At 59.6% G+C, this 16,160-nt stretch carries 23 protein-coding genes; 10 read left to right on the top strand and 13 right to left on the bottom strand.

The window, feature by feature from the left end; genetic code table 11:
* Nucleotides 1–194 (bottom strand): hypothetical protein (locus AC1D1Z_RS20615; RefSeq protein ID WP_477851624.1); only part of this gene is annotated, 194 nt, incomplete at its 3' end.
* Here AC1D1Z_RS20615 and AC1D1Z_RS20610 point away from each other — a divergent pair.
* A complete protein-coding gene (locus tag AC1D1Z_RS20610) occupies nt 175–558 on the top strand; it encodes a hypothetical protein (protein ID WP_026188599.1) in 384 nt (127 codons plus the stop codon). The genes AC1D1Z_RS20615 and AC1D1Z_RS20610 overlap by 20 nt on opposite strands.
* 418 nt (nt 559–976) lie before the next feature.
* Here the strand turns inward: AC1D1Z_RS20610 and AC1D1Z_RS20605 are convergent, their stop codons facing one another.
* From AC1D1Z_RS20605 to AC1D1Z_RS20590, 4 genes are all read right to left on the bottom strand, one after another.
* Entirely contained in the window at nt 977–1,873 is an 897-nt protein-coding gene (locus tag AC1D1Z_RS20605) for an aldo/keto reductase (protein ID WP_018244572.1), read from the bottom strand.
* Nucleotides 1,874–2,146: 273 nt separating this feature from the next.
* The gene (locus AC1D1Z_RS20600; protein WP_283185939.1) at nt 2,147–2,782 is read right to left on the bottom strand and encodes a TetR family transcriptional regulator; all 636 of its coding nucleotides are present in this window, start codon (nt 2,780–2,782) and stop codon (nt 2,147–2,149) included.
* 19 nt (nt 2,783–2,801) lie between these two features.
* A complete protein-coding gene (locus AC1D1Z_RS20595; protein ID WP_018447721.1) occupies nt 2,802–3,473 on the bottom strand; it encodes a class I SAM-dependent methyltransferase in 672 nt (223 codons plus the stop codon).
* Between the two features lie 259 nt (nt 3,474–3,732).
* Nucleotides 3,733–4,299: a TetR/AcrR family transcriptional regulator gene (locus AC1D1Z_RS20590; protein WP_446959640.1), complete on the bottom strand. Its 567-nt coding sequence runs from the start codon at nt 4,297–4,299 to the stop codon at nt 3,733–3,735.
* 107 nt (nt 4,300–4,406) lie between these two features.
* Here AC1D1Z_RS20590 and AC1D1Z_RS20585 point away from each other — a divergent pair, with 107 nt between their 5' ends.
* A complete protein-coding gene (locus AC1D1Z_RS20585) occupies nt 4,407–5,438 on the top strand; it encodes an NADP-dependent oxidoreductase (RefSeq protein WP_446984964.1) in 1,032 nt (343 codons plus the stop codon).
* A 5-nt stretch (nt 5,439–5,443) separates the two neighbouring features.
* Complete coding sequence (locus tag AC1D1Z_RS20580) at nt 5,444–5,767, top strand: putative quinol monooxygenase (protein ID WP_018447724.1); 324 nt, start codon at nt 5,444–5,446, stop codon at nt 5,765–5,767.
* Here the strand turns inward: AC1D1Z_RS20580 and AC1D1Z_RS20575 are convergent.
* The 3 genes from AC1D1Z_RS20575 to AC1D1Z_RS20565 form a co-directional block, all read right to left on the bottom strand.
* Nucleotides 5,761–6,063: a hypothetical protein gene (locus AC1D1Z_RS20575; protein ID WP_447011048.1), complete on the bottom strand. Its 303-nt coding sequence runs from the start codon at nt 6,061–6,063 to the stop codon at nt 5,761–5,763. The genes AC1D1Z_RS20580 and AC1D1Z_RS20575 overlap by 7 nt on opposite strands.
* A 154-nt stretch (nt 6,064–6,217) precedes the next feature.
* Nucleotides 6,218–6,589 (bottom strand): cell surface protein, encoded by a 372-nt coding sequence (locus tag AC1D1Z_RS20570; RefSeq protein ID WP_447011047.1) that lies wholly within the window; start codon nt 6,587–6,589, stop codon nt 6,218–6,220.
* A gap of 191 nt (nt 6,590–6,780) precedes the next feature.
* The gene (locus AC1D1Z_RS20565; protein WP_168331378.1) at nt 6,781–7,101 is read right to left on the bottom strand and encodes a hypothetical protein; all 321 of its coding nucleotides are present in this window, start codon (nt 7,099–7,101) and stop codon (nt 6,781–6,783) included.
* A 201-nt stretch (nt 7,102–7,302) separates the two neighbouring features.
* On the opposite strand from AC1D1Z_RS20565, the gene AC1D1Z_RS20560 reads away from it, so the two are divergent.
* On the top strand, nt 7,303–8,004 hold the full coding sequence (locus AC1D1Z_RS20560; RefSeq protein ID WP_018244563.1) for a class I SAM-dependent methyltransferase: 702 nt from the start codon (nt 7,303–7,305) through the stop codon (nt 8,002–8,004).
* A gap of 86 nt (nt 8,005–8,090) precedes the next feature.
* On the opposite strand, the gene AC1D1Z_RS20555 is transcribed toward AC1D1Z_RS20560, so the two are convergent.
* Nucleotides 8,091–8,678: a hypothetical protein gene (locus AC1D1Z_RS20555; RefSeq protein ID WP_447011046.1), complete on the bottom strand. Its 588-nt coding sequence runs from the start codon at nt 8,676–8,678 to the stop codon at nt 8,091–8,093.
* Nucleotides 8,679–8,889: 211 nt separating this feature from the next.
* Here AC1D1Z_RS20555 and AC1D1Z_RS20550 point away from each other — a divergent pair, with 211 nt between their 5' ends.
* Both AC1D1Z_RS20550 and AC1D1Z_RS20545 read left to right on the top strand, forming a co-directional pair.
* On the top strand, nt 8,890–9,345 hold the full coding sequence (locus AC1D1Z_RS20550) for a hypothetical protein (protein WP_018244562.1): 456 nt from the start codon (nt 8,890–8,892) through the stop codon (nt 9,343–9,345).
* 186 nt (nt 9,346–9,531) lie between these two features.
* On the top strand, nt 9,532–11,007 hold the full coding sequence (locus AC1D1Z_RS20545; RefSeq protein WP_447011045.1) for a hypothetical protein: 1,476 nt from the start codon (nt 9,532–9,534) through the stop codon (nt 11,005–11,007).
* 125 nt (nt 11,008–11,132) lie between these two features.
* Here AC1D1Z_RS20545 and AC1D1Z_RS20540 read toward each other — a convergent pair whose 3' ends face one another.
* The 4 genes from AC1D1Z_RS20540 to AC1D1Z_RS20525 all read right to left on the bottom strand — a co-directional run bounded on the left by AC1D1Z_RS20540 (nt 11,133) and on the right by AC1D1Z_RS20525 (nt 13,217).
* On the bottom strand, nt 11,133–11,429 hold the full coding sequence (locus AC1D1Z_RS20540) for a hypothetical protein (protein ID WP_168331374.1): 297 nt from the start codon (nt 11,427–11,429) through the stop codon (nt 11,133–11,135).
* A 153-nt stretch (nt 11,430–11,582) separates the two neighbouring features.
* Nucleotides 11,583–11,765 carry a hypothetical protein gene (locus AC1D1Z_RS20535; RefSeq protein WP_065276781.1) on the bottom strand — a complete coding sequence of 61 codons (183 nt, stop codon included), beginning with the start codon at nt 11,763–11,765 and terminating at the stop codon, nt 11,583–11,585.
* Between the two features lie 97 nt (nt 11,766–11,862).
* Nucleotides 11,863–12,420 carry an SEL1-like repeat protein gene (locus tag AC1D1Z_RS20530; RefSeq protein WP_168331373.1) on the bottom strand — a complete coding sequence of 186 codons (558 nt, stop codon included), beginning with the start codon at nt 12,418–12,420 and terminating at the stop codon, nt 11,863–11,865.
* Nucleotides 12,417–13,217, bottom strand: a complete 801-nt coding sequence (locus tag AC1D1Z_RS20525; protein ID WP_168331372.1) for a hypothetical protein — start codon at nt 13,215–13,217, stop codon at nt 12,417–12,419. Before AC1D1Z_RS20525 ends, AC1D1Z_RS20530 begins: the two co-directional genes overlap by 4 nt.
* A gap of 160 nt (nt 13,218–13,377) precedes the next feature.
* Between AC1D1Z_RS20525 and AC1D1Z_RS20520 the strand changes: the two genes are divergently transcribed.
* The 4 genes from AC1D1Z_RS20520 (at nt 13,378) to AC1D1Z_RS20505 (ending at nt 16,133) form a co-directional block, all read left to right on the top strand.
* Nucleotides 13,378–13,899, top strand: a complete 522-nt coding sequence (locus AC1D1Z_RS20520) for a hypothetical protein (RefSeq protein ID WP_047617204.1) — start codon at nt 13,378–13,380, stop codon at nt 13,897–13,899.
* Between the two features lie 170 nt (nt 13,900–14,069).
* A complete protein-coding gene (locus AC1D1Z_RS20515; RefSeq protein WP_003588894.1) occupies nt 14,070–14,315 on the top strand; it encodes a DUF982 domain-containing protein in 246 nt (81 codons plus the stop codon).
* Between the two features lie 211 nt (nt 14,316–14,526).
* Nucleotides 14,527–15,075 (top strand): cupin domain-containing protein, encoded by a 549-nt coding sequence (locus AC1D1Z_RS20510; protein ID WP_447011044.1) that lies wholly within the window; start codon nt 14,527–14,529, stop codon nt 15,073–15,075.
* A 125-nt stretch (nt 15,076–15,200) separates the two neighbouring features.
* Entirely contained in the window at nt 15,201–16,133 is a 933-nt protein-coding gene (locus AC1D1Z_RS20505; protein ID WP_168331370.1) for an alpha/beta fold hydrolase, read from the top strand.
* Nucleotides 16,134–16,160 lie beyond the last annotated feature (27 nt).

Raw genomic sequence — 16,160 nt, 5'->3', positions numbered from 1 at the left:
CCGGACAGGCGGCGCCCGTTCAAATAGTCCGACGAGGCTTGCCGAGTCAAACCGCGGGAGGTGGACAAGAGCTTTCCTGTGAGAACCGCTGCGCGCTTTTGCTGGAATTGCGCCTGAAACTTTCGGCTGTCCACGGCGTTTTGTCCGATCACATTCAATCGATGGATCAGGGTGATGAAGTTGCTCGCGATCACAGGCTTATCGACATTGATGCTGATGCCTTCTCTCGGCTCGACGGAGACGCTTGGCGAGGCCGATATCCGCCGCGACATTATCGGCAAGACGGTCTACCTCTCCACACCGCTCGGCGGTGAACTGCCGCTGATCTTCCGCTCCTCCGGCAAGGTCGACGGCAACGGCCAGGCRATCGGTCTCGGCCGCTATGTCAAGCCAAGCGATACCGGCCAATGGTGGATCGACGCCAACCGCCTTTGCCAGAAATTCCAGAGCTGGAACAAGGGCAAGCCGATGTGCTTCGAACTCGAACGCGCCGGCGCCAACAAGGTCAAATGGACCCGGGACAACGGCAAAAGCGGCGTTGCCCGTATTGGCAATTGATCGATTCGACTTGGGAGAAAACAGACTTGCAGGAAAAGAAAAAAGCCCGACGCGGGAGGAGGTGCGCCGGGCTCTTGATCCTGACTGACAACTGGGAGGAGGAGTGTTGTCAGTCCGATGTAAGAGCGCTGGGAGGAGGAGTGCGCTGCTTACGAAGATAGTGATACCCAATTCTTTCGAGTCGGAATAGCGAAAATACCGCAATGCAGCAATGCGCTGGACGCAATGCTTGCCCTCAAAATAACAGGTCGCCGCCTTATTTTGCAGCATGTTTGACCGGATGGTCAAAATTATGCCGAAAATTGCGGCCTCGCGGATCGCCGATGGCTTGCCCCTCATCCGCCTGCCGGCAACACCGGGGTCGAGCCACGGGTCTCGACCCGGTAAGGTTAGGGTGAGGGGCAGCTGTCAGCGCCCGTCAAGCAGCCTTGAAGAGCTTCCGACCTTCGGCGTCGAGGGCGGAGAATTCCTCGCTCGAGAGGGTGATGTCGACGGCTGCGACGTTTTCCTCGAGATGCTTGACCTTGGAGGTGCCGGGGATCGGCAGCATGACCGGGCTGCGTTTCAGCACCCAGGCGAGCGCGATCTGGCTTGGCGCGGCATTGTGCTTTTTGGCGATCGTATCGAGCAGCGAGCCCGGCTTGGCGAGGTCGCCGGCGGCCAGCGGGTACCATGGGATGAAGCCGATATTATGCTTGGCGCAGTAATCGAGCACGTCCTCGCTGGTGCGATCGACGAGATTGTAGCGGTTCTGGACGGTCGCGACCTTGAAGTACTTCGAGGCGGCTTCAATGTCGGCAACGGACACTTCGCTCAGACCCGCATGGCGGATGAGGCCGCTATCGAGCAGCGATTTGATCGCATCGAACTGTTCCTTGGCCGGCACCTTCTGATCGATCCTATGAAGCTGCCAGAGATCGATCTGCTCGAGCCCAAGATTGCGCAGGCTCTTATGCGCCTGCTGGATCAGATATTCCGGACGGCCGACGGGCAGCCAGATATCGGGACCGTGGCGGGTCAGGCCGCCCTTGGTGGCGATGATCGACTTGCCGCCATAGGGATGCAGCGCTTCCTTGATCAGCCATTCGGAGACATCGGGGCCGTAGGAATCGGCCGTATCGATGAAGTTGACGCCGAGTTCCGGCAGGCGCTTCAGCGTGCGGATGGATTCGGCATGATCGGCCGGTTCGCCCCAGATGCCCTTGCCGGTGACGCGCATGGCGCCGAAACCGAGACGGTTGACCTCGATCTCGCCGCCGATCTTGAAGGTGCCTGACTTCGCTGCGTTGTAGTTGGCTGCGGTGTAACTGGACATGGTCTTTCCTCTCTTGGTCAATAGATCATTGAAAGTCGGTGGAATGGTCGGAGATGCCTGGGCTTTTGGAGACGTCTTCGGACGCGAATGCCTGCCCTGATCGAAAGTGATGCTGGCATGGTGATGACCCGCCCATCGAGATGATAAATGAGAATGTGGTCGCTGCGACGCTTGCAGATATAGGATGGCACCGCGGGGATAACAGTGACGGCGATGAAAACATTACCGGCCACTGGTGCGCGGGCGTGCACGCTGATCCTCAGGCGGCGTACGTCAAAGCCTGGTCTTCGCCTGGTCGCCGAACTCCGCCAGCATCTTCCAGAGGTCGGCGAAGATCTCCCGGGCGAAATCCTCAAGCGAGGCGCCCGGCGGGCGTTGCTGCCAGAGTTCGCCACCGACGCGCAGCGCACCGATGACGATCGCCGCAAGGAGGCGCATGCGCGACCGCTGCTCTGGATCATTTCCTCTGCGCAGCAGCAGCGCCTCGGCGAGCTTCTGTTCGAGCCTGGCGTATTTCAGCTGGTCGCGGGCTTTCAGCGCCGGCGTGCAACGGATGAGTTCGCCAAGCGCCAGGCCGCGCTCGCCGACGGAGGCGATGACGGTTGCGGTGATTGCCGCCTCGACCGCCTCGACGGAAGATTCATCTGCAGGCCTCGCGGCGATTGCCGCCATCAGCCGATCGGCAAAGCTATCCTGCCAGGCGAAAACCACCTCTTCCTTGGAGGGGAAATAATCGAAGAAACTACGCTTGGAGACATCGGCCGCTTCGGTGATGTCCTCGATGGTCGTGGCGTCGAAGCCGCGCTGGAGAAAGAGGGTCATCGCAGCGTTTTCGATGCGCTCGCGCGTCTGCCGACGCTTGCGTTCCCGCCTGCCTTCCGTGGTCTCCGTCCGCTTGTTCTCAGCCATTCCGGCCCGGCATCATCGTTCAGCCGCCGGTTTCGTTGGAAAAGGCGGCGACGTCGTCGATTTCGGTGTCGCTCTGGCGATAGCTGATGCGCTCGCTCGACAATTCCAGCGGCTTGCGGCGCGAAATCCGGTAGACGGAGGCCGGCGGCAGGTTGCGCACCGTGCCGCCGATGCGCACCGCCTTCAAGCCGAGACGGTCGAGGATCGGCCGCGACACCGGGCAGCGCGGACCATAGGTAAACTGATAAACCGCCCCGCCCGGCCGCATATAGGCGAAGGCGCCAGCCATGATCGAGGTGATCTTGCGCGGCGACATGGACAAAAGCGGCAGGCCGCTGACAACTGCGCCGACCGGTTCGCCTTCGAAAATATCGGCATGGGAGAGATGGGCGGCATCCATTTGTAACACGCGCGCCGTCGGGAACCGCGCCTGCAGCGAATTGATGAACTCCGGGCCATACTCGATCAGGGTCAGATCCGCCTCACTGACGCCGCGCGCCAACAGCGCACGGGTGAAGACGCCGGTTCCCGGGCCGAGTTCGATGATTGGACCGTCGAGTGCGGCAATTTCACTGGTCATGATCCTGGCAAGCGAATCCCCCGACGGCGCGATGGCCGCGACCCGAAGCGGGTTGCTGATCCAGGAGCGGAAAAAATGCAGGAAATCGGAGCATGCGGCCTTTGCAGTCATGACTATCCCACCTGTCTGAAATTCGATTGATTATGAAATGCGACCATCGCGGCGAGCATGGCAATTCCAAGGCAGACGCGTCAATCGCTCTTGGCTGCGGCTTTTCGCAACACCCACTGTCACCAGTTTGCACGATTCTGTACTTATTGCATTTTTGCATTCGACGCAACATTTGTGCCGCAAATGCGAGAGGAATGGCTGCCATCGTTGCAGCCACCGATCTTCCCGTCGCCTGTCGGTCGCCGAGATCGAACGGATTTCAAGCTGGCGATCGCACTTTGTCCGTCAGGATCGCGCTCGAGATGATGTCGAACAGATGATCCGCGCGTGGGGCGAGCGAAGGCTGGTCGCCGATCCATGCCAATGCTCCGACCATCGCAAACAGATCCGTCCCGTCCATGTCGGATCGCGCCACGCCTTCGGACTGGGCGCGGACAAGAAGGCGCGTCCCGGCTGCTTTCATGGTGACGCAGGAGGCATGAAGCGCGGAGCCTTCGTCGGCGATCGCGGCGACCATCGCGGCAATGGCACCACTATAATGATGCGCCATAGCGACGACCTCCCGCAGCCAGGTCACCAGAGCGGCATCGGGCTCGTTCGACGTTTCGAGTGCGTGCGCCCTTTCCTTCAGCGCGTCGAAGCCGTTGCGGAGAAGCGCCTCCAGCAGCGCCTCCCGCGTCGGAAAGTGGCGGTACAGCGTCCCATCCCCCACCCCCGCTTTGCGGGCAATGTCGCGCAGCGAGGCATCGGCACCTCCTCCCGTCAGCAGTTCGCGGGCAACGGCGAGGATGTGATCGTAGTTCTTTTTCGCGTCGGCTCTCATCATACCTCTTGACAAGCGGGGCAGTGCTCCGCTTAAACGGGGCGGCGCTCCGGATAAACCGGGGCAGCGCTCCGAATTCAATAGCACATCTGTCCTGATGGAGAAAAGCGATGTCGGGTGAAACAATGAAAGCGATCCGGATTCATGCCTTTGGCGGCCCCGAGGTGCTGCGCTACGAGGACGCGCCGAAGCCTGAGCCGAAGCCGGGAGAGGTCCTTGTTCGCGTGCACGCCATCGGCATCAATCCTCCCGACTGGTACCTGCGCGATGGCTTTAGGGCGCTTCCGCCGGAATGGCGGCCGCAAGTACCGTTCCCCATCATTCTGGGCACGGATGTCTCAGGTGTCGTCGAAGCGGTCGCCGCCGATGTCGGAGGCTTCTCCGTCGGCGACGAGGTCTACTCCATGGTTCGATTTTTCAGTGTCGGGGAAAGCAGGGCCTATGCCGAGTATGTCAGCGTGCCGGCGTCGGATCTTGCCCTCAAGCCTGCCGGCATCGATCACGTGCATGCCGCCGGCGCGCCGATGTCGCTGCTCACCGCGTGGCAGTTCATGATCGAACTGGGGCACAACGAGCCCAATCCGCTTCAGCCGCATAGGCATCAGCCCGTGCCGCTCAAGGGCAAGACCGTGCTCGTCAACGGGGCGGCCGGCGGCGTCGGGCATTTCGCGCTGCAGATCGCCAAACTGAAAGGCGCTGACGTCATCGCCGTGGCATCGGGCAAGCATGAATCCCTCTTGCTCGAACTCGGCGCCAACGCATTCATCGATTACACCAGAACGCCACCCGAGAACGTCGCGCATGACATTGACCTTGTCATCGACGCGCTTGGCGGGCCGACATCAGGTCGCTTCCTGCGCACGCTGAAGCGCGGCGGCGCATTGTTCCCGGTGTACCCCTTGGGCTTTGCCGGTGCCGAGGATGCCGAGAAGCTGGGCGTCACGGTCTCGGCAACCCAGGTCCGGTCGAGCGGGGCCCAGCTGACGGACGTCGGCCGCTTGCTCGATGACGGGACGATCCGCGTCGTCATAGACAGCACCTACCCGCTCGCCGAGGCTCGCAAGGCGCACGAACGCGCCGCCAAAGGCCACATCCAAGGCAAGATCGTGCTCACGGTCATGCCATTGAAGAAGGGGGCGTAACAAGCATGCTTATCCTCATGGGCTACATCCACCTTGATCCGTCCGACCTTCATGATTTCGTCACCGACGTTGAGGCGATCAGCCTCGGCACGAGAACTGAAGAGGGATGCCTCTTTTACGGCATTGTCCTGGAGGACGGGCCGACCGGACGCTTTCTGGTCGCTCAGCGCTGGCAGGATCGGGAATCATTGACGGCCCATCTTGAGAGAGGCGAGACCCTGGCATTTCTGGAGACCTGGAGGGACAGGATGAAAGTCGATCTGCAAGCCTATGACGTTCTGGAAGAACGGCCGCTCGCGATGGCGAACGGCCGAGCGTCTCGTCAGTAATTGCAGCTGGAGCTGCTCGTCGGGTTGAAGCCGAGCTTGCAATCCATGTTGAGCGGCTTCTTCGGGTTCATCATATAATGTGTCGAGCCCGTGGTTTCCGAGGCGCGCTCGCCGATCGAACCGGTCGTGCGCCTGTCGTGCTGCACCGTGGTTTCTTGCTGGGCAACCGGACGCGTGGCGGCACCCTGCTCCGTCGCGCTCGACTGGAGGGGAGCTGCCGTGGCCGAGAAGGCCGAGAGGCCGAGGATTGCGCCGAAGGCAGCGGCCATCTGGCGGTGCTTGAAAGTCGTGGTCATGATCGTCTCCTTGGGAGGATTCGTGGAATTTACGCCCCGGAGTTAGGAAGGCGATCTGTCACATACTACGGTGCCAAAGCGGGGGTCACGGACATGTGAGCGGCGGCCCGATCGAGAAAAAGGCGGCTCATCGCCGCCTCTTTCATTTGCCGGCTCAATAGCCGTTATCACAGGGCATGCTACCGGGGCCGATCGACCCAGAAAACGTAGGGTTGCACATTTCCGGAGCTGCCGGCCTGTTCACCGGCGGGCGGACGATGGAGCCCGTGGTGCCGGCCTCGACGCCGAAAGCGGCAAGTGGATACCAGTAGCCATCGGAATGGCGCCGGGTGCCGGGGCGCTCGGTGCGGAAGCCCTGGTAGCCATGCCGGGACCCGGCATGTGGTTTATATTGCACCATTTTCACGTCCGAGACAGTTGGCGGGGAACCCGTCTGGACGGGTGCGGCTCGCGCGGGGACAATCGACGCGAGGGCGAGAAGGGCGCCGAGTGCGGCGGTGGAAGGGGTGAGCCTGAGCATCTTCATGATAAACCCTCCTTACTGGATTTATCTCGAGAGGATGCCTTTCCCGGGTGCGGAGTTCCGCGACTCACATGCAATTCCAAAACTCGTGATTGCAGGCGATCCGGCGTGACTAAATGGCCGAAAAACGTGAAAAGTCGCGATCAGGAAGAGGGCTCACACGGCGCTGGTGAGGAACACTGAATTCTCTGTTCTCAATTCGCGTATAATGTCCGGTAGCCCTGGCCGGAGAGGCAGGCGACATATTGCCGATGGGCGGCGGCGCGCGCCGTCGTTTCGGCCTCCAGCTCATCGGCCCCGGCATATACGGTCAGCTGGGCGCGCAGCTGATACTGCTTCCTCGCCTCGTCATACATGGCGTTGCCGTCAGTCATGCACAGGCCGTGCGCAACAGCAGGCGGATTGACCGGCACGCCGACCGCCAGGAGCACGGGATCATTGGCATGGTCGATGCAGCCGGCAAGGCCCGTCATCATCGCCAGGGCAGCCAGAGCCCGAATAATTCCCACCGTCATGCATTCCTCCGGCTGAAGCGCCTCAAAGATCATCAGACCTGCGGATACATCAGGAAGGTTGCGCGAAACTAGGCTGACGAGTTGCCTGCCAATTCCGACCAGACGGGCGCCACTCAACTAGATATGTTTAAAATATTGCTAAAATATTATATTAATGCTTACTTATAGTCGTAAACGCTAATCTTTCAGGAGGGAAAGATTATGGCTTCGCCGTGGGTAAACGACGCGCTGTCGCACGCACAATCAGCGTTTTCCAGCAAGACCGACACAAATATCCTTGAGGTTGGAGGTGGCTCTCGCACGCATATCCCCTTGCAAGGAGCGAGATATACCGTTGTCGATATCTCCAAGGAGCAGCTCGAGAAAAACAAGGACGCCGCTGAGCGGATCCTCGGCGATGCTCAAACCATCGACTATGGAGATCGCCGCTTCGACGCCTGCGTCTTCTGGGACGTTCTCGAGCATTTGGAAAGCCCGCGCTCTGCCTTGTTGAGAGCCCATGACACCCTGTCTCCCGGTGGTCTGGTGTTCGTCAAGGGTCCGATCCTGAACTCAGCCAAGGGGATCTTCACCGATCTGACACCCTGGTGGACCCACGTCTTGTTCTATCGCTACGTGCTCAGGCAGAAAAACGCCGGAAAACCGGGCTATGCCCCCTTCCGCGTCGAGCACGCCGCGGAGGCATCCCATTCGGAGATTGCAGGAACATTGAAGGAACTCGGCATGGATGTCGTCTTCGTCGGCGAGTATGTGTCGACGCAGGTGTACGCGCTCAAGGACCGAATTCCCCCGCTTTATTGGCTCTATGAAGCTTTCGGCCTTCTGCTTCGCACGACTTCGGCTGGGAAGATCGGGGGGCGGGAGACGGAGTTCCTGATCGTGGCAAAGTGTCTTCGTCAGTAACTCCCCACCAAGATCTATATAGCACTTCGGAATCCCGAAATTGGTTGCGACATTGAAATCATTCAACGTTTCTCGCTGTCGATACCTCACGAAGCGCGGCGGATTTCGGAATCCCGAAGCGGGGGAATTTCGGGATTCCGAAGTGGGATTTTTTTCTTCCTGCCGACGCGCCCGCGTTTGTCGGCGGCAATCTTGCGGTCGGTCTCGGACCATTTCCGGCACCTTTCCGCCGTGCATCGCTTCCACTCGTCGGTGGGTGGCGCGCCTTCATGGTCACCGACAAAAGTCAGCGTGAACCGGTTGGGATGCGCGACACCGCTGCCCGCCCGGCCACGGCGAACTTTTATCAGCCCCTTATATTCGAGTTCATCGATCGCATCGGCTACATATTCGCCGGTCACGCCGTAAGACACGAATTGAGGATGGGTCACGACAAGCTTGCCGTTTTCCAAGGCGGCGTGCGACGCGTGCTCGATGACGATGCGGAAGAAGGCGCGGCAGGCATTCGCACTCAATGTCGTGAAGGCCGTAGATTCCAGCAACTGAATGGTGAACCATTGCCAGCGAAGGCTACCGTCATCCGTCCCGCTCGGCGGAGCGGTATGCTTGCGCACCATCGCCCGCCTCTTTCCCTGACTGGTTCGGCTTTTGTCGCGAGGGTTGAATTCCGCCATCAGCCCCTCGCCCGTGTTGTCGATCGGTATCCGCCCGCCCTCCGGAGCCTGTTGCGGGAACTCCGTTCATGCAGCGCGTGACGGCCAAAGCTCGTCCACACCATCACCTCATCTCTGAGAAAAAATTTGCTCAACATCTGACAGTCCATGGTTGCAATGGCGGCAAACCTAGCGCAAGAACGATCCATGAACTAGGAAAATATTCTTAGTTATGATCTTCTATTATCCAGTCCCTTCTGCTAGGATCCCTGCAATGAATCTCGGGGGTAGAAGCACGATGCGAATAAGCGGTATGGGGGAGAAGAGCGTGGTCGTTTGCATCCGGCGATTGTCGGCATTGGTTTCGATCTTACTGGCAAGCGCTGTCCAAGCCTTTCCCTGCGATCAGACCATCGTGCTGTCCAACTGGAAGTCTTGCCAGGTCGCCCCCTTGAGCGATGAGGGTGGCGCCGCTGATTGGAAGGCGGTGCCTGAATGGACCCGCGACAAAGCCATAAGCCCCTATTTCTTGAATGATCCGCGTGCGCTGGCAAACCACGGGCTTTGCAACGCCAAATTCCATCGCGTCGTGATCTGCTGGCCGGGATGGGATGAGGGCAATAAGGACGAATGCTCCTATATCATTTGCAACGGCGCGTCGTGGAAAAGAGAATCCGAAGGGGGTTGAGAGAGACCCTATAGCCGAAGAAGCTGAGCCTTGATCTCCTGATCTCAATCTTGAAAACCTGAAGCAGTTTCGCGCAAAACGATTATTGCGGCGTCGGCACTACCCATCCTCTTCATCAGCAAATATGCTCGCGCACGGCAGCCGAACGGCGCCCCACAACCTTTAATGTTCAAAGGCCCTGCCCGCATGACATCACCGCACTGGAAGAGATTTGCCTGGTTTTGCCTGTGCCTCACACTCTCCCATCCGGCATGGTCTGCCGGCGGCATCGAGATCCCGGGCTACGCACCGGCGATGGGTGTCGAGCGCAGCTACCGCGTTCAAAAAGCGACCGAGACCGACATGTCGTTCTGGTTCGACAAGCCAGGCGCCTCGGCCATGACGATGCGCGGCGCGTTTCGCCAGCGTATGACGGTCCTGTCGCTGGATGAAGACGGCATGCGGGTCCGCTGGTCCCTCCGCGCCGACTTGCCGGAAGGCATTGCGGGCCTTGCCGACAGCTATCAGATGAACCCGCTCTATCGGAATTCCCTCACGGCCTATGGCACCGTTGCGCTCGAACTTGAAACCGACCTGAACGGCAACCCGCGCGATCTCTCCGGTGTCGATCAGATCGTGGCGCACATGCGGGCGATGGCGGCCAATGGACCGGGTGGAGTCCCCGTGACGGGGGAAAGCGGGGTCTATGACATCATCGCCAAGATCGAGGCAAACCCTCTTCAAATTGTGGTCGCCTTGGTGCCGGAGGCGCAACTGCTTGCCACAGGGCAATCCTATCAGGCGGAGACCATGGAGATTGGTCAGGCTTCGGCGACCTCGCGAGACGAAGATTATGGCGGCGTCAATGTCCCGGTGACGTCGACCTGGACCCTGGAATCGACCGACGCAACCGCACACACGGCAACCCTCTCGCTGTCGGAGGAAGCTGATGCCGCAGCATTCAGCCAGTCGCAGCAGCCGGCGATCGCAAAGCTGATGAACGGCTTTGCCGAGCGGGCAAAGAACCTGACCGCCGATCAGCTGGCTTCCCTCAAACGCGCCAGCAAGATCCGCGGCGTCGAGCTCGTGGTGTCCCTGGACGATGGTTCGACGCTCGAAGCGTCGGAGATCGTAACCGTTGAGGCAGGAGGGACGACGTTGCGCACATACACCCACATCCAACGCGAGGATATGCCGGCCAGCTTGCAGCTTCCCGCTGTGCTGACGGCAAAAGAGTTGCAGACGCCCGATTTGCATATCGAGCCGCTGCCATCGGCCGAGGCCGGGCCGAGCATCCTGGATGAGCTTTCGACACCGCCTGCCCCACCGACGGCATTGCAAGATACGACCGTTGCTGCAGACAATGACGCGGCCAAGGCGATCGCGCCTGTCTCGCTTGAGGTGAAGAGTGCGGAGGTAACCCTGTCACCCTCCTACGACCATGGCCTGAATATCGTGCTCGCCCCGGAAAGTGCCGCTAAATTCCGTGATTTCACGCAGGCGGCATTGGGACGACAAACGCAGATGCTGATCAACGACAAGGTCGTCATGGAACCCTGGATGAGGGAGCCGATCATGGATGGGCGCATCGTTCTGGCGGGGACGGATAGGAAAGATTTGGAAGCGATGGCGGAACAGTTGAGGGCTCCCGGGACCAAGATTCTCGTTCGGTTACGCCCGTGAGGGCGCCACCTGTGTCGTCCGCATTCCCAACGGCATCATCGGCCGCGCCTTGGTGAGCTGCCCTTCATCTCAGCAGCGGGGTCGGTCGCCGACGGCAAAATAAAAAGGGTGAACGACGCGGGGCTTCAATCCTTCGCTTCAGGGATCAGACGTATCAGCGTTCCGTCACTCGCCGCAGCGCTGATTGCCGTTGCGATCTGCCGGAACGGTCCACGCGCGACGAGCGTCTCTGGCGGAGGGTGTTTTCCGGGACCCGGATCGATAAAGGCCGAACACTGGTGATCCGAGTCGAGCATCGCCATGAATGATGTGGCGACAATCGCTTCGCCGCAGGCGGCGCAGCGAAGAATGTAGGAACCGCGGTGGACGATCGATTCGGTTTTGTCCAATCCGCACGCGGTGCAGACCAACATATTGGTCATTGCTTCACTCCAGCATGCGCACGCGGCTCTAGAGCATTTCCGTTTTTCTCCAAATCACAGAAATGCTCCATCTCTTTGTTTTCACGCAATTCCCGGCTAAAGCGTTTCACGCTTTGCCTGGCAAAACCGCTACGCACTTTTGCTGGAATTGCTCTAGGAGGCGGCGGCCAGAACGATGGCGATCGCGAGCAGCAAGGGACCCATCCACTTGAAGTGACGAACCACCGGCGGCCGGTTGGCCGGATTGCCGGGATATGGCAGATAACCAAAGCCGACTGATGTCATCCACAGGCCGGCGCAAAACATGATGATTTCATCGATATAGGCTGCGATCATGACTTTCCTCCCTGCAAAAGGCGCCGCGACAATCTCTGTCTTTGGTTTTGCGCATGTCACGGTCGCTAAACCGCTGCACAGTTTTGCGCGACATGCTTTAGCGAAGCCGTTCATCATATGAATCGGCACGGGCCAGACGGAACAGATCGGGATAGATACCCAACCATAGAAACAAACCCTGGAGTCGTGTCCCGAAGCGCTTGTGCCCTTTCATCATTCGAAAAGCCACATCGCGTTTCGCGAACAGGTGGCCGCTATCGGCTGCTGCCCACAGAATCTCGTCGGCTTCGTCGGCATGCAGGGCCAAATGGGGATGCGCCTCGATCGTCCTGTATTGCCAATAGAGCGACGATATCGGGCAATGGCGATCTTTCCGGAACCATTCCAGCGCGAGTTCGGCGCGTCCCGCGTCGAAATGGCTGAGACCAAGAGGATTTGCAGCGGACTCGTCTCCGCCGTCATAGGCCAGCTGGTAGTGGCGAAGCGATCGATCTCTATCCTTTCGAACAGCGTGGCCATACCAATACATCCAACCAAGCACTCCATGAGCCCAGGCAGATCCGGCATTAGCAGCCTCCTCCAGAAGAGGGAGGGCTTCTTTATAACGCTTCTGCTTATACAACTGTTGGGCCATCTCCTCATTGGACGCAGTCATGTCAGCATCGCTCCGATCAGTTGAACTGCCTCTCCGACGTCCGGGCCGTGACGCATGTCGAGCCGACACACCAGCTTCCGCCCCAATTTCTGCCACCGGTCGATATGGGTGTCATAGCCAGTTCCCGAAACCAGCCACGATCCGCTTGCGCCCAAGCCGATGGATTTGCGGCGCCTGGCTGCCTCCTCGGTGACCATGATCCACTCGCAGAGACCGAGAAGTGCTGCGTCGTTCCATTGGTGCCTGCTGCCGAGCGCGAACCACAGCATGGCCAGTCCGAAGAAGGGGATTTCTCCCGCTTCATGTTCGGGCAGGCGCGGAATAAGCCAGGATAACAGCGACAGAACCTCATCCTCGACGTCCAACCCGAGCGCTTCCAGGCTGCCGACCAAGCTTATGAGTGTCTGGTTGCTGCCATAAGAAGCACCCGCGTTGCGCGGATCGCCATAGGAGACGAGGAGAACCGTGCACGCGAACGCGCACTGCCTCGATAGTCTCGCCGCCATGCCGGGATCCTGTTGTTCGGGTTCAGACCACCGGGTCAGTTCCAGAACCTCACGGGGATGCCATTTCAATGGCGAGGGCAATTCGCACAGCCGGACGATGTCAACGAGTTGGGTGAGATGTTCATGGGTGTCGTTGCCGTAGTCAGCACGCGCAATGCTCTGCAGATCGTCTTCATCCAGCAGGCTAGCCGTGGCGTTGAGAAGAGACTTTGGATCGCTTGGTGAAATCGATGGAGCATTGCCTGCGATGCCCTGAAATTCGGCGATTTGCGCCTGGGTTAGTGACGTCATTTAAATTTCCGTCTCCACCGCCACCTTCCGCTAAACATTTGGCAGTCCTTTCGAAAATGTCGCGAAGTAAACTTAAGGTAGCACAATTGCTTCGAATCCCCTAAGCATCCGGATGCATTGCACGACTACCAACCCGCTACAGCATTCTCAGGAATATTCCATGCACAACGCTCAATTCATTCGTTACGCCGCCTTCTCCGCCTGCGTCGCTTTTGCGGCATTTCAGGCCGGACAGGTTCTGGCCGATTCGGCCAATGACAAGTTCTTTGACGCAGCCCTTTGCAAGCCACCCTATACGATGACATCGGCAATGAAGATCTATGATGTCGTGGAAGCTTTGGCCAAGCCGGACACGTCGTCTTTGGGTGCGGCGATCTACAAACTCCCGAACCAGATAGACCGCGACGGCTTTAAGTCGACCGAGGTTTTCTTTGCAAGCAACGCGGTTGGAATTTTGGTCGAAGGCGAGCGCGCTGACGATCTGGCCGCAAAATACGGTTTGAAGCCGGAGACCTCGGACCTGCTCGGCACATCCACCAAGGGCTATTCGCGCGAGCTGCCGGCGGATCTGCAGCCAGAACCTGGAATGGCCGGCCCCGGAAAGGTCTCCATCGTTGCCCGCCAAGGCAACGCCCTGCCAGGCAAAACCTTGCTGGCGTGTGAATTCGTGCAGGAATTCTAGGAGGCGTCGCATAAGCGCGTAAAACGGCGGCACGAAACCCCTTTCGAAAAGCATATCCCAGCAGTTCACTGCTTAAGAAAAGCATCTCGTTCATCCCTCACCTCGCCACGCTGGATCAACCGCGCTATGTGAGCAGCCTACAGAGAGCACGCAGCGGAGATCCTGAGATCATGCAAACCATTTGGAAGAAACCGGTGACGCTCGCCCTTGAGGGCCCGGATCAGTGGGTGGTGATTCAGACGACCCAGGCCGCAACATGGGCGTTGGTTGAAGACTGGCCGACCGAAGAGGGTCCCGCCTTGGATAGGGCTTGTGCGGTTTGCGCGGATGTCATGTCGGGCAAACGAAACCGGGAAGAGGCGCGGCAGGCGTTCATCGAAGCGGCGATCGAAGCCGGAATCCCGATCAAGGAATGAGGCCACATGCCTGGTTTATTGTTCGGCTTGATGCCTCCACGAAGGAAGCGCGACGCGGCGGCTTCCAGCGAGCGATGACCGCAGCGTCGGCGCCGTCCAGGATGGCTGCCCCGCGTTCCATTATCGCAACATGAAGTGAGCACCTTTCGAGTCTTGAGATCGAAGGTTCCAGCTCTAAAATCTGGAGCTGAAACAAGGGGTCTTCAAACTCATGACCGACTATTCGATTGCGACAATCCCGCCAGACCAGCCGTTGCCGGCCGACGATCCCGACCGGAGCCTGACGGTGGCCCTTCCGGACGATCCGGCGGTGCCACACATCTCGCAAGCGGGAAACGTCTATAGCCTGCTGATTTCCGGCGCGCAGACCGAGGGCCGGTATTGCCTGATCGACATGCTGGTTCCCGATGGTGGCGGCCCGCCGCCCCACCGCCATCAGTTCGAGGAAATGTTCACCCTCCTGGAAGGCGAGTTGGAGTTCACGTTTCGCGGCGAGACGCAGACGATCCGTGCACCAGTGTCGATCAACATACCCGCCAACGCGCCACATCAGTTTGCAAACCGATCGGGCCGGATGGCGCATATGCTGTGCGTGTGCACGCCCGCGGGGCAGGAAGACTTCTTCCTGGCGGTGGCGGATCGGATCCCCGACAGGCAATCGCCAGCGCCGAAGCCCGACGCCCTGAAGCAGGCTGAGAAAAAAGAACTCATGCAGAAGCTGGCCCCCAAGTACAGAACCGAGTTTCTGTCGGGAACGTGACAACGGGGTAGCCCCGATCATGGGCAGCGGATGATCCGTTGGCCCATCCCCAAAACAGCATCGAGACCTTTGCACGACCGCGTGGTCGTGAGGATACGTGTGCCAGCAGGAAAGAGTGTGACACCATGACAAACGCGATCACCAACCTGGACGGATTCGGCTCTGTGACGGGAGTGCCCAAATTGCCGGAAGGCTTCCGCGACGTCTTTCGGAGCTACCGGGTGAAGGCGAACGGCATAGGCCTGCACGCCGTGATCGGCGGGGAGGGACCGCCTCTTCTTCTGCTCGGCGGCTGGCCACAGAACTGGTTCGCCTGGCGGTATCTGATGTTGCCGCTCAGCCGTGATTTCACCGTGATCGCGGTCGATCCGCGCGGCGTCGGTCTGTCCGAAAAACCTGCCGGCGGATATGACGCAGACACGCTGGCCGCCGACATGTTCGCGCTCATGGACGCGCTTGGTCATATCAGGTTCTCGATGGTCGGACACGACGTCGGACTGTGGGTTGGCTATGCGATGGCAGCCGACCGCCCCGATCGCATCGAACGCATCGCGCTTGGCGAGGCCATCGTTCCGGGCTTGTCGCCATCGCCACCGCTGCTCAGCGACGACCGCTGGACCAGCGACTTTCTATGGCACTTCAATTTCAATCGGGCGCAGGGAGTGAACGAGCGACTGGTCGAGGGACGGGAAGACTTGTACTTCGGCTATCAATTCGACACCAAGGCCGGATCCGTCGCCGCGTTTCCCGCCTATGGCAAGGAGTTCTACATTGAAACTCTGCGTCGCGTGCCCGGCGCACTGAAGGCCAGCTTCGACTACTACCGGGCGATCGATGAATCGATGCCACAATATCGTCGGCGTAAGGCAACCAAGATTGAGGTTCCCGTCCTTGCGTTTGCCGGCGCCTTGGCTTGCGGGGATATGGTCGCGCACGAACTGAATTCCGTGGCGCTGAACGTCGAGTCGGTGGTCATTCCCGATTGCGGACACTATCCGGCAGAAGAGCAGCCGGCCGCGCTGCTGGATGCCTTGCAGCGTTTCCTTCGGCTCTCGTGATCGTCATGAATAGCGTCAGCGTCCTGT

This window comes from Rhizobium sp. P1_E1 (assembly GCF_056406015.1).
This window is presented reverse-complemented; position numbering and strand designations above follow the sequence as displayed.

Bases quoted from the DNA above. Each gene is read 5' to 3' on its own strand.
- AC1D1Z_RS20605 (WP_018244572.1), bottom strand. From the start codon at position 1,873: ATGTCCAGTTACACCGCAGCCAACTACAACGCAGCGAAGTCAGGCACC.
- AC1D1Z_RS20600 (WP_283185939.1), bottom strand. From the start codon at position 2,782: ATGGCTGAGAACAAGCGGACGGAGACCACGGAAGGCAGGCGGGAACGC.
- AC1D1Z_RS20595 (WP_018447721.1), bottom strand. From the start codon at position 3,473: ATGACTGCAAAGGCCGCATGCTCCGATTTCCTGCATTTTTTCCGCTCC.
- AC1D1Z_RS20590 (WP_446959640.1), bottom strand. From the start codon at position 4,299: ATGATGAGAGCCGACGCGAAAAAGAACTACGATCACATCCTCGCCGTT.
- AC1D1Z_RS20585 (WP_446984964.1), top strand. From the start codon at position 4,407: ATGTCGGGTGAAACAATGAAAGCGATCCGGATTCATGCCTTTGGCGGC.
- AC1D1Z_RS20580 (WP_018447724.1), top strand. From the start codon at position 5,444: ATGCTTATCCTCATGGGCTACATCCACCTTGATCCGTCCGACCTTCAT.
- AC1D1Z_RS20575 (WP_447011048.1), bottom strand. From the start codon at position 6,063: ATGACCACGACTTTCAAGCACCGCCAGATGGCCGCTGCCTTCGGCGCA.
- AC1D1Z_RS20570 (WP_447011047.1), bottom strand. From the start codon at position 6,589: ATGAAGATGCTCAGGCTCACCCCTTCCACCGCCGCACTCGGCGCCCTT.
- AC1D1Z_RS20565 (WP_168331378.1), bottom strand. From the start codon at position 7,101: ATGACGGTGGGAATTATTCGGGCTCTGGCTGCCCTGGCGATGATGACG.
- AC1D1Z_RS20560 (WP_018244563.1), top strand. From the start codon at position 7,303: ATGGCTTCGCCGTGGGTAAACGACGCGCTGTCGCACGCACAATCAGCG.
- AC1D1Z_RS20555 (WP_447011046.1), bottom strand. From the start codon at position 8,678: ATGGCGGAATTCAACCCTCGCGACAAAAGCCGAACCAGTCAGGGAAAG.
- AC1D1Z_RS20550 (WP_018244562.1), top strand. From the start codon at position 8,890: ATGATCTTCTATTATCCAGTCCCTTCTGCTAGGATCCCTGCAATGAAT.
- AC1D1Z_RS20545 (WP_447011045.1), top strand. From the start codon at position 9,532: ATGACATCACCGCACTGGAAGAGATTTGCCTGGTTTTGCCTGTGCCTC.
- AC1D1Z_RS20540 (WP_168331374.1), bottom strand. From the start codon at position 11,429: ATGACCAATATGTTGGTCTGCACCGCGTGCGGATTGGACAAAACCGAA.
- AC1D1Z_RS20535 (WP_065276781.1), bottom strand. From the start codon at position 11,765: ATGATCGCAGCCTATATCGATGAAATCATCATGTTTTGCGCCGGCCTG.
- AC1D1Z_RS20530 (WP_168331373.1), bottom strand. From the start codon at position 12,420: ATGACTGCGTCCAATGAGGAGATGGCCCAACAGTTGTATAAGCAGAAG.
- AC1D1Z_RS20525 (WP_168331372.1), bottom strand. From the start codon at position 13,217: ATGACGTCACTAACCCAGGCGCAAATCGCCGAATTTCAGGGCATCGCA.
- AC1D1Z_RS20520 (WP_047617204.1), top strand. From the start codon at position 13,378: ATGCACAACGCTCAATTCATTCGTTACGCCGCCTTCTCCGCCTGCGTC.
- AC1D1Z_RS20515 (WP_003588894.1), top strand. From the start codon at position 14,070: ATGCAAACCATTTGGAAGAAACCGGTGACGCTCGCCCTTGAGGGCCCG.
- AC1D1Z_RS20510 (WP_447011044.1), top strand. From the start codon at position 14,527: ATGACCGACTATTCGATTGCGACAATCCCGCCAGACCAGCCGTTGCCG.
- AC1D1Z_RS20505 (WP_168331370.1), top strand. From the start codon at position 15,201: ATGACAAACGCGATCACCAACCTGGACGGATTCGGCTCTGTGACGGGA.